At 70.5% G+C, this 7031-nt stretch carries 4 protein-coding genes; 2 read left to right on the forward strand and 2 right to left on the reverse strand.

All coding sequences use genetic code 11. The features are described from left to right. The coding region (locus AB0J09_RS50930) for a GNAT family N-acetyltransferase (RefSeq protein WP_360708666.1) at positions 1-1527 on the reverse strand (1527 nt) is incomplete at its 3' end. Between the two features lie 141 nt (positions 1528-1668). Here AB0J09_RS50930 and AB0J09_RS50935 point away from each other — a divergent pair. Then, entirely contained in the window at positions 1669-2562 is an 894-nt protein-coding gene (locus AB0J09_RS50935; protein ID WP_360708669.1) for a sugar kinase, read from the forward strand. 160 nt (positions 2563-2722) lie between these two features. Beyond that, positions 2723-5632, forward strand: a complete 2910-nt coding sequence (locus AB0J09_RS50940; protein ID WP_360708672.1) for an ABC transporter substrate-binding protein — start codon at positions 2723-2725, stop codon at positions 5630-5632. On the opposite strand, the gene AB0J09_RS50945 is transcribed toward AB0J09_RS50940, so the two are convergent. Next, positions 5625-7031: helicase-related protein (locus AB0J09_RS50945; protein ID WP_360708675.1), on the reverse strand; the 1407-nt coding region annotated here is incomplete at its 5' end. The two genes, AB0J09_RS50940 and AB0J09_RS50945, sit on opposite strands and share 8 nt — an antisense overlap.

Consider the following 7031-nt stretch of genomic DNA (forward strand, 5'->3'; position numbering starts at 1 on the left):
GGCGGCGAGCAGGCCGAGCGCGTCGGAGTTGGTCACGAGCGCGACCCTGGGCCCGGCTGGCAGCGGCTGATAAGCCAGCAACTGGCCGACGTCGAAGAGCTGGATGAGGTCGTCGACCCTGATCAGCCCGGCCTGCTCGAACAGCGAGCTGATCGCCGAGTCCGGCAGCCCAAGCTCCTCCGCCGAGTGCCCGGCGGGGGTGCCGCCGCTCTTGACCACCACGACGGGCTTGCTCCGGGAGATGCGCCTGGCCAGCCGGGTGAACTTGCGTGGATTGCCGAGCGACTCGAGATAAAGCAGGATCACCTCGGTCGAGTCGTCTTCCTCCCAATACTGCAGCAGGTCATTACCGGAGACGTCGGCCCTGTTGCCGGCGGAGACGAACGTCGAGATGCCCATGCCGCGCTGCGCCACCCGCTGGAGCAGCGCGGTGCCGAGCGCGCCCGACTGGCTGAAGAACCCCACCTTGCCCCTGCACGGCAGGGTCGCGGCGAGGGTGGCGTTGAGCTTGACGGAGAGGTCGGTGTTGGCGATGCCGAGGCAGTTGGGGCCCACGACGCGCAGCCCGTAAGAACGTGCGATGCGGGCCAGCTCATCCTGCCGGGCCCTGCCCTCGGGACCCGTCTCCCCGAACCCCGACGAGACCACCACCAGCCCGTGCACGCCCTTTTCCGCGCACTCCTTGACCACGTCGATCACGCCGGAGGCGGGCACGGCCACCACGGCCAGGTCCACGTCGCCGTCGATGGCCCCCACGCTCGGATACGCCCGCACGCCCGCCACGGCCCGCACCTCCCGGTGCACCGGATAGACGGGGCCGGTGAAGTCGGCGGCCAGCAGGTTGCGCAGGACGGTCTGGCCGACCCCGCCGGGCTCGCGGGAGGCGCCGATGACGGCGACCGAGCCGGGGGTGAGCAGCCTGGCGATGGACCTGGACTCGGCCCGGTGCTCGCGCGCGAGCGTGACCTCCGTCGAGGTCTCGGTGGGGGTGAGGTCGAGCGTCATGCGTACGACGCCGTCCTCGAACTGGCTCTGGGCCGTGTAACCGGCCTGGCGCAGCAGGCCCATCATGCGCATGTTGGCGGGCAGGACGTCGGCGACGAAGCGTTCGATGCCGTTCTCGCGGGCCGTGGCCGCCAGGTGCTCCAGGAGCACGGAGGCCACTCCCCTGCCCTGGTGCGCGTCCTCGACGAGGAAGGCCACCTCGGCCTCACCCGGGCCGGTGCGGTCATAACGGATGACGGCGACCATTTCGGTGCCGATCGTGGCGATAAGGGCGACCCGGTTAACGTAGTCGACGTTCGTGAACCGCTCGACTTCCCTGTCGGACAGCCGGGGCCTCGGCCCGAAGAATCGAAAATAGATCGACTCGTCTGACAAACGCGAGTAAAAGGAGCGGAGGCGGTCCGCGTCGGCGGGTCTGATGGGACGGACGTGGGCCGTGCCACCGTCGGCCAGGACGACATCGGCCTCCCAGTGGGCCGGATAGTGTGCCTCCACAATCACGAGCGTAAACCCGCATCCCATATGCCAAGACCAGAGCCGCTGTTGGGCAACGCTTGTGCATCGACTACAGCCCGGTGTCCCGGGTCCGCCCCACGAGCAGCCCGGAAGCTGTTAGTTTTGCCGTGGCCAGGCTCGTTCTGAAGGCAGCAAGGTGGTGACATCATGACGCGGGTCGTCGTGGTGGGCGATCTCATGACCGACGCGGTCGCGCGCGCCCGTTATGCGCTAGCCAGGGCGAGCGACACCCCGGCGATCGTGACCATGCACGGCGGCGGCTCTGGGGCGAACATCGCCTCGTGGCTGGCCGTCGAGGGTGCCGAGGTGGCCTTCATCGGCCGCAGAGGCGCCGACATCACGGGGCGAAACCGCGATATGGAGCTGATGGGCTACGGCGTCGACGCCCGGCTCGTCATGGACCCCGAGCGCCCGACCGGCACCTGCGTGGTGCTCGTCACGCACAAGGGCGAGCGCACCATGCTCTCCGACCCGGGTGCCAACGCGGCGCTGTCGCCGGAGGACCTGCCGCGCGACCTGTTCACGGGAGGCACACACCTCCACCTGTCGGGCTACACGCTGATCAACGAGGGCTCGCGTGACGCGGGCCTCGCGGCGCTCGACATGGCCAGACGCGGGGGGATGTCGATCTCGGTCGACTGCGCCTCCTCCGCGCCTCTGGACCGCACGGGGGCGGAGCCGTTCCTGGAGTGGACCAACGGGGCCAAGCTGCTGTTCGCCAACATCGAGCAGGCCAAGGTGCTGACCGGGCGCGACGACGCCGAGGCCGCCGCCAAGGTGCTGACCGCGTGGTTCCCGCAGGTCGTCATCAAGATGAACGCCGAAGGCGCCCTCTGGTACGGCAACGGCCGCCCCGAGCCTGTCCACGTGGCCGCCGAGCCGGTCGACAAGATCGTCGACGGGACGGGGGCCGGCGACGCGTTCAGCGCCGGCTTCCTGCCCGCCTGGCTGGCGGGCAAGCCACCGGCGGAGGCGCTCGCCTCGGGCTGCCGGCTGGCGGCGAAGGCGATCATGCACCTGGGCGCCCGCCCGCCGTTCTGACCGGCCCCGTTGTCTCCGCGCTCGAGCAGCGGATCAGCTGCTCGGGCGATGACCGCCGCCCGTGGTGGCCCGATGGTGCTCTGGAGCGGGTTCCCCGTTGTGAACGGCTCTTCGCCACTATGGTGAGCAGGTCGGGATTTAGTACGACTTAAGGAGCCGGATGCGGGGTGTGCGTCCGTTACGGCCGGGCGATCCTTCATCGGTCGGCTCGTACAAGGTCACAGGCTTCCTCGGCGAGGGCGGCCAGGGCAGCGTCTACCTCGGCATCTCCCCCTCCGGCGAGCGGGTCGCGATCAAGCTGCTGCACGCCAGGTTCGCCGACGACGAGCAGGCCGTACGCCGCTTCCGCCGCGAGGCCGAGGCGGCGCGGCGGGTGGCGGAGTTCTGCACGGCTCGCGTGCTCGAAGTCGGAGCCGTCAACGACGAGCAGCCCTACATCATCGGCGAGTACGTCGACGGGCCGTCCCTGCAGCACCAGGTCACCGGGGAAGGGCCGGTGCAGGGGCCGGCGCTGATGCGCCTGGCGATCACGACCGCCACTGCGCTGGTGGCCATTCACGGGTCCGGGGTGGTGCACCGGGACTTCAAGCCGAGCAACGTCCTGCTGGGTCCCGACGGCCCCCGGGTGATCGACTTCGGGATCGCGCGGGCGCTCGACATCAGCCAGAGCCTGACGACCGGGATCGTGGGGACGCCCGCGTTCATGGCGCCCGAGCAGTTCCTCGGGGAGGCCTCTCCGGCGAGCGACGTGTTCGCCTGGGCGGGGACGATGGTGTTCGCGGCGACGGGGCGGGTGGCGTTCGGGTTCGGGCCGCTGCCCGTGGTGATGCATCGCATCCTCAACATGGATCCCGATTTGTCGGGTGTGCCGGGGGAAATAGCGCCGCTGCTGTGGGCCTCCCTGGCCAAGGATCCCCGGCATCGGCCCACTGCCGAGCAGTTGGTGCGGGACCTGATCCGCGCCGGCACGGCCGGCTCGCCGGGCATGACCTCGCCGCCTCCAGGCTCACCAGGTACGACGCCACCCCCGCCAGCACAGCCGTCAAGCGGCCCGCAGGCGTATCCCGCGGAGGCGGCAGGGGGGCCGCGGCTGCACACCCCACCCGAGGGAAACAGCACTCCGGGCCTCTGGGCCGGCGGCGCGCCTTACGGTGGAACGCCACCGGCCAGCGGGGCTCGGGCCGGAAGCGGCGGGCCCCATGGCGAGCCGATCCAGGCCCCGGCGCCTCAGGCCGGAGCACTCCCGGGCGGCGCGCCTCAGGCTTACAGGCCCATGCCCTATCCGGTGGGCGGGCCCGTGACGCCTCCCCAGCATGGGCCCACGACCCAGCCCCAGCGGCGACGGCGACGGGCGGCGTTGATCTCGGCAGGGGCGGCGGCCACCGCCCTGGTGACCGGGGTCGCGGTGTGGCTCGTGGCGCAGGCGGACACCCGGACCCTACCGGGCCCCTCCCCCACGCACTCGCTGGAGGCCCAGTTCGGGACGGCGGTCACGTCGGTCGCGAACCCCTCCACGAAGCGAGGCGGGACTCTGCGCATCGTCTCGTCGTTGCCCATGGACTCCACCGACCCGGGGAAGATCTACCAGGGCCCCTCCCTCAATCTCGTCCGGCTCTACGGGCGCGCGCTGACGATGTTCAGGCCGGCGCCGGGAGCCGCCGGAACGGAGATCGTGCCGGACCTGGCGGAATCGCTGGGCATCCCGAGCGACGGCGCCAAGACCTGGACCTACAAACTCCGACAAGGCGTGAAATATCAGGACGGCGCCGCGATCCTCTCAAAGGACGTCAAGTACGCGATCCTCCGCAGTCTGGACCCCAGCGTCCTCGGGACCTCCGACTACTTCCGCGAACTGCTCGACCTCCCCACCGGTTACCAGGGCGCGAGCAAGTCGCCGAACGTGAACACCGACTCGGCCATCCAGACCCCCGACGACCGGACGATCGTCTTCCACCTCAAGAAGCCGTACTCCATGTTCGACCAGGTCGTACAGCTCCCCGTGACCATCCCCATGCCCGCGCGCGACGGCACACGGGCGAACATCGTCGCCTCGGGCCCCTACAAGATCGAGCAAGCCTCCAGCGACCTGTCCAAGATCGCCCTCGTCCGCAACAGCCAGTGGGACGCCGCGACCGACCCCAATCGCAGAGCGCTGCCCGACCGGTACGAGATCGAATACGACCTCACCAACGCCGACCAGCGGCTGCAGAACGGCGACGCCACCCTCGGCCCCCTCGTCCCGGACGAACGCATGCCAGGGGTGCTCAGCGATCCGGCGCTCAAGAAACGGGCCGACACACCCCTGACGACGTCCGTGCGCATGCTGGCGATCAATCCGGAGGTGGCGCCGTTCGACAACGTCGAGTGCCGCCGTGCGGTGGTCCGCGCGCTCAGGCTCAAGGACTTCGCCCTCGCCTACGGGACCGCGCAGGCACAGGCCCCGACATCGCTCCTGCCGCCCACGATCCCTGGCCATCGCTGGCGCGATCAGAACCTCAAGGCGGACGGCGACCCGCAGGCCGCCAAGGAGTCGCTGGCCGCGTGCGGGCATCCGTCCGGGTTCGCCACCACCTACATCTACCGGGACATGGCCTACGAACAGAAGGCGGCCCAGGTGGTCCAGCGCAGCCTCGCCCAGGTGGGCATCAAGCTCACCCTGAAGTCCGTCCCCACCGTGGACTTCTTCAAGAAATACGGCGGCAGCCCCGAATACCTCAAGCAGAACAAGGTAGGCCTGATCGCCAAGCCCTGGGGAGCCGACTGGCCGGACCCCGACGCGTTCCTGGCGCTGATCGCGGACAGCAGGAAGATCAACGCCAAGTCGTACTCGTTCAACGTGAGCGTCCGCGTCAGGGCCATCGACGACCTCATGGACAAGGCCAGAGCCGAGCTCGACCCCGCCAAGCGGGACGCCCTGTGGAACCAGGTCGAGCAGAAGCTCGCCGAAGAGGCGGTGCTCGTGCCGCTGACCTGGTCGAGCCCCCTGCTGCTGCGCGGCATGAACGCCACGAACGTCCACGTCAGCCCGGTCTTCGCCGACTACGACCTGCTGACCATGGGCGTCAGGTAGTGGTGGCCAGGGCGAGCGGGAGCACCGCCGGGGCGCCCGCGTGCCGGATGAGGGCCGCCGCCAGCGTCATCGTCCACCCGGTGTCGACGCGATCGTCCACGAGCAGCACCGGTCCGCCGCACCCGGCGATCGAGGCACTCAGCTCCCTGGGCATGGCGAGCGTGCCCCTGACCGCCTGCACCCGCTTGGCGCTGTTGAACTGCTGTCCTGGCGATCCCGACCGATATCCCAGCTCCCCCAGGTAGGTCAGCCGCCCCACCGACGCCAGCCGCTCGGCGAACGCGCGCACGAGCGTGGGCCGCGTCGCGGACGGAACGTTCACCACGGCGACGGGCCGCTCGCGCCAGTCCCAGGCCGACAGCACCTGCACCACAGCCTTGAACATGTCGTCGGGCATGGACCCGTCGTCCCCGTTGAGCAGCTCCCGCAGCCGGTTCCCCCACCCGATGTCGGTGAGCCTGCCGAGCGCCCGGCCGGGCTCGGCGCCCAACTCGGGCTTGATCCGCCCGGACAGGTCGGACAGCCCGGTCGGCCACTGCTTGCGTGCCTCGATCTCGACGCCCGGCCTGCTCAGCCGCTGGCGGGCGCTCTCGACGGCCTGCGCGCCGATCTCCGGCGAGCGGTGCCGCCCGGTGCAGTTGTCGCAGCGCCCGCACGGCCTGGCGGCCTCGTCGTCGAGGTGCCTGCGCAGGAACTCCTCCCTGCACTCGGACGTCGTCAGGTAGCCCAGCATGGCCTCCTGCTCGGCCCTACGTTCGGCGGCGATGCGGGCGTAACGCTCGGCGTCGTAGGCCCACGGCTCACCGGTGGCCTCCCAGCCGCCCTTGACCCGCCGGACCGCGCCGTCCACGTCGAGCACCTTGAGCATCATCTCCAACCGGCTCCGGCTCAGGTCGACGGCCGTTTCGAGCGCCGGTGTGGACATGACGCCGCCTTCTCCGAGCGTACGGAGCGTGGTCTGCACGACGGGCTCCGGCGGGAACGCCAGCGAGGCGAAATACGCCCAGATCTCGCGGTCCTCGGTCCCCGGCAGCAGGATCACCTCGGCCCGCTCGACCCCGCGCCCCGCCCGGCCGACCTGCTGGTAGTAGGCGACGGGCGACTGCGGCGCCCCCACGTGCACCACGAACCCCAGATCCGGCTTGTCGAACCCCATCCCCAGCGCGCTCGTCGCCACGAGTGCCTTGAGCTTGTTGTTCAGCAGCGCCTCCTCAGCCGCCAGCCGCTCGGCCGGGTCGGTCTGCCCGGAGTAGGCGGCCACCTCGAACCCCTGCTCGCGCAGGTATCCGGCGATCTCGTGGGCGGCGGCGACGGTGAGGGTGTAGACGATGCCGGAGCCGGGCAGCTCGCGCAGCGTCTGCGCCAGCCACGCCAGCCGCTGCTCGGCGGTGGGCAGGCG

It is taken from the genome of Nonomuraea sp. NPDC049784 (genome assembly GCF_040659615.1).
Taxonomy (GTDB): Bacteria; Actinomycetota; Actinomycetes; order Streptosporangiales; family Streptosporangiaceae; genus Nonomuraea.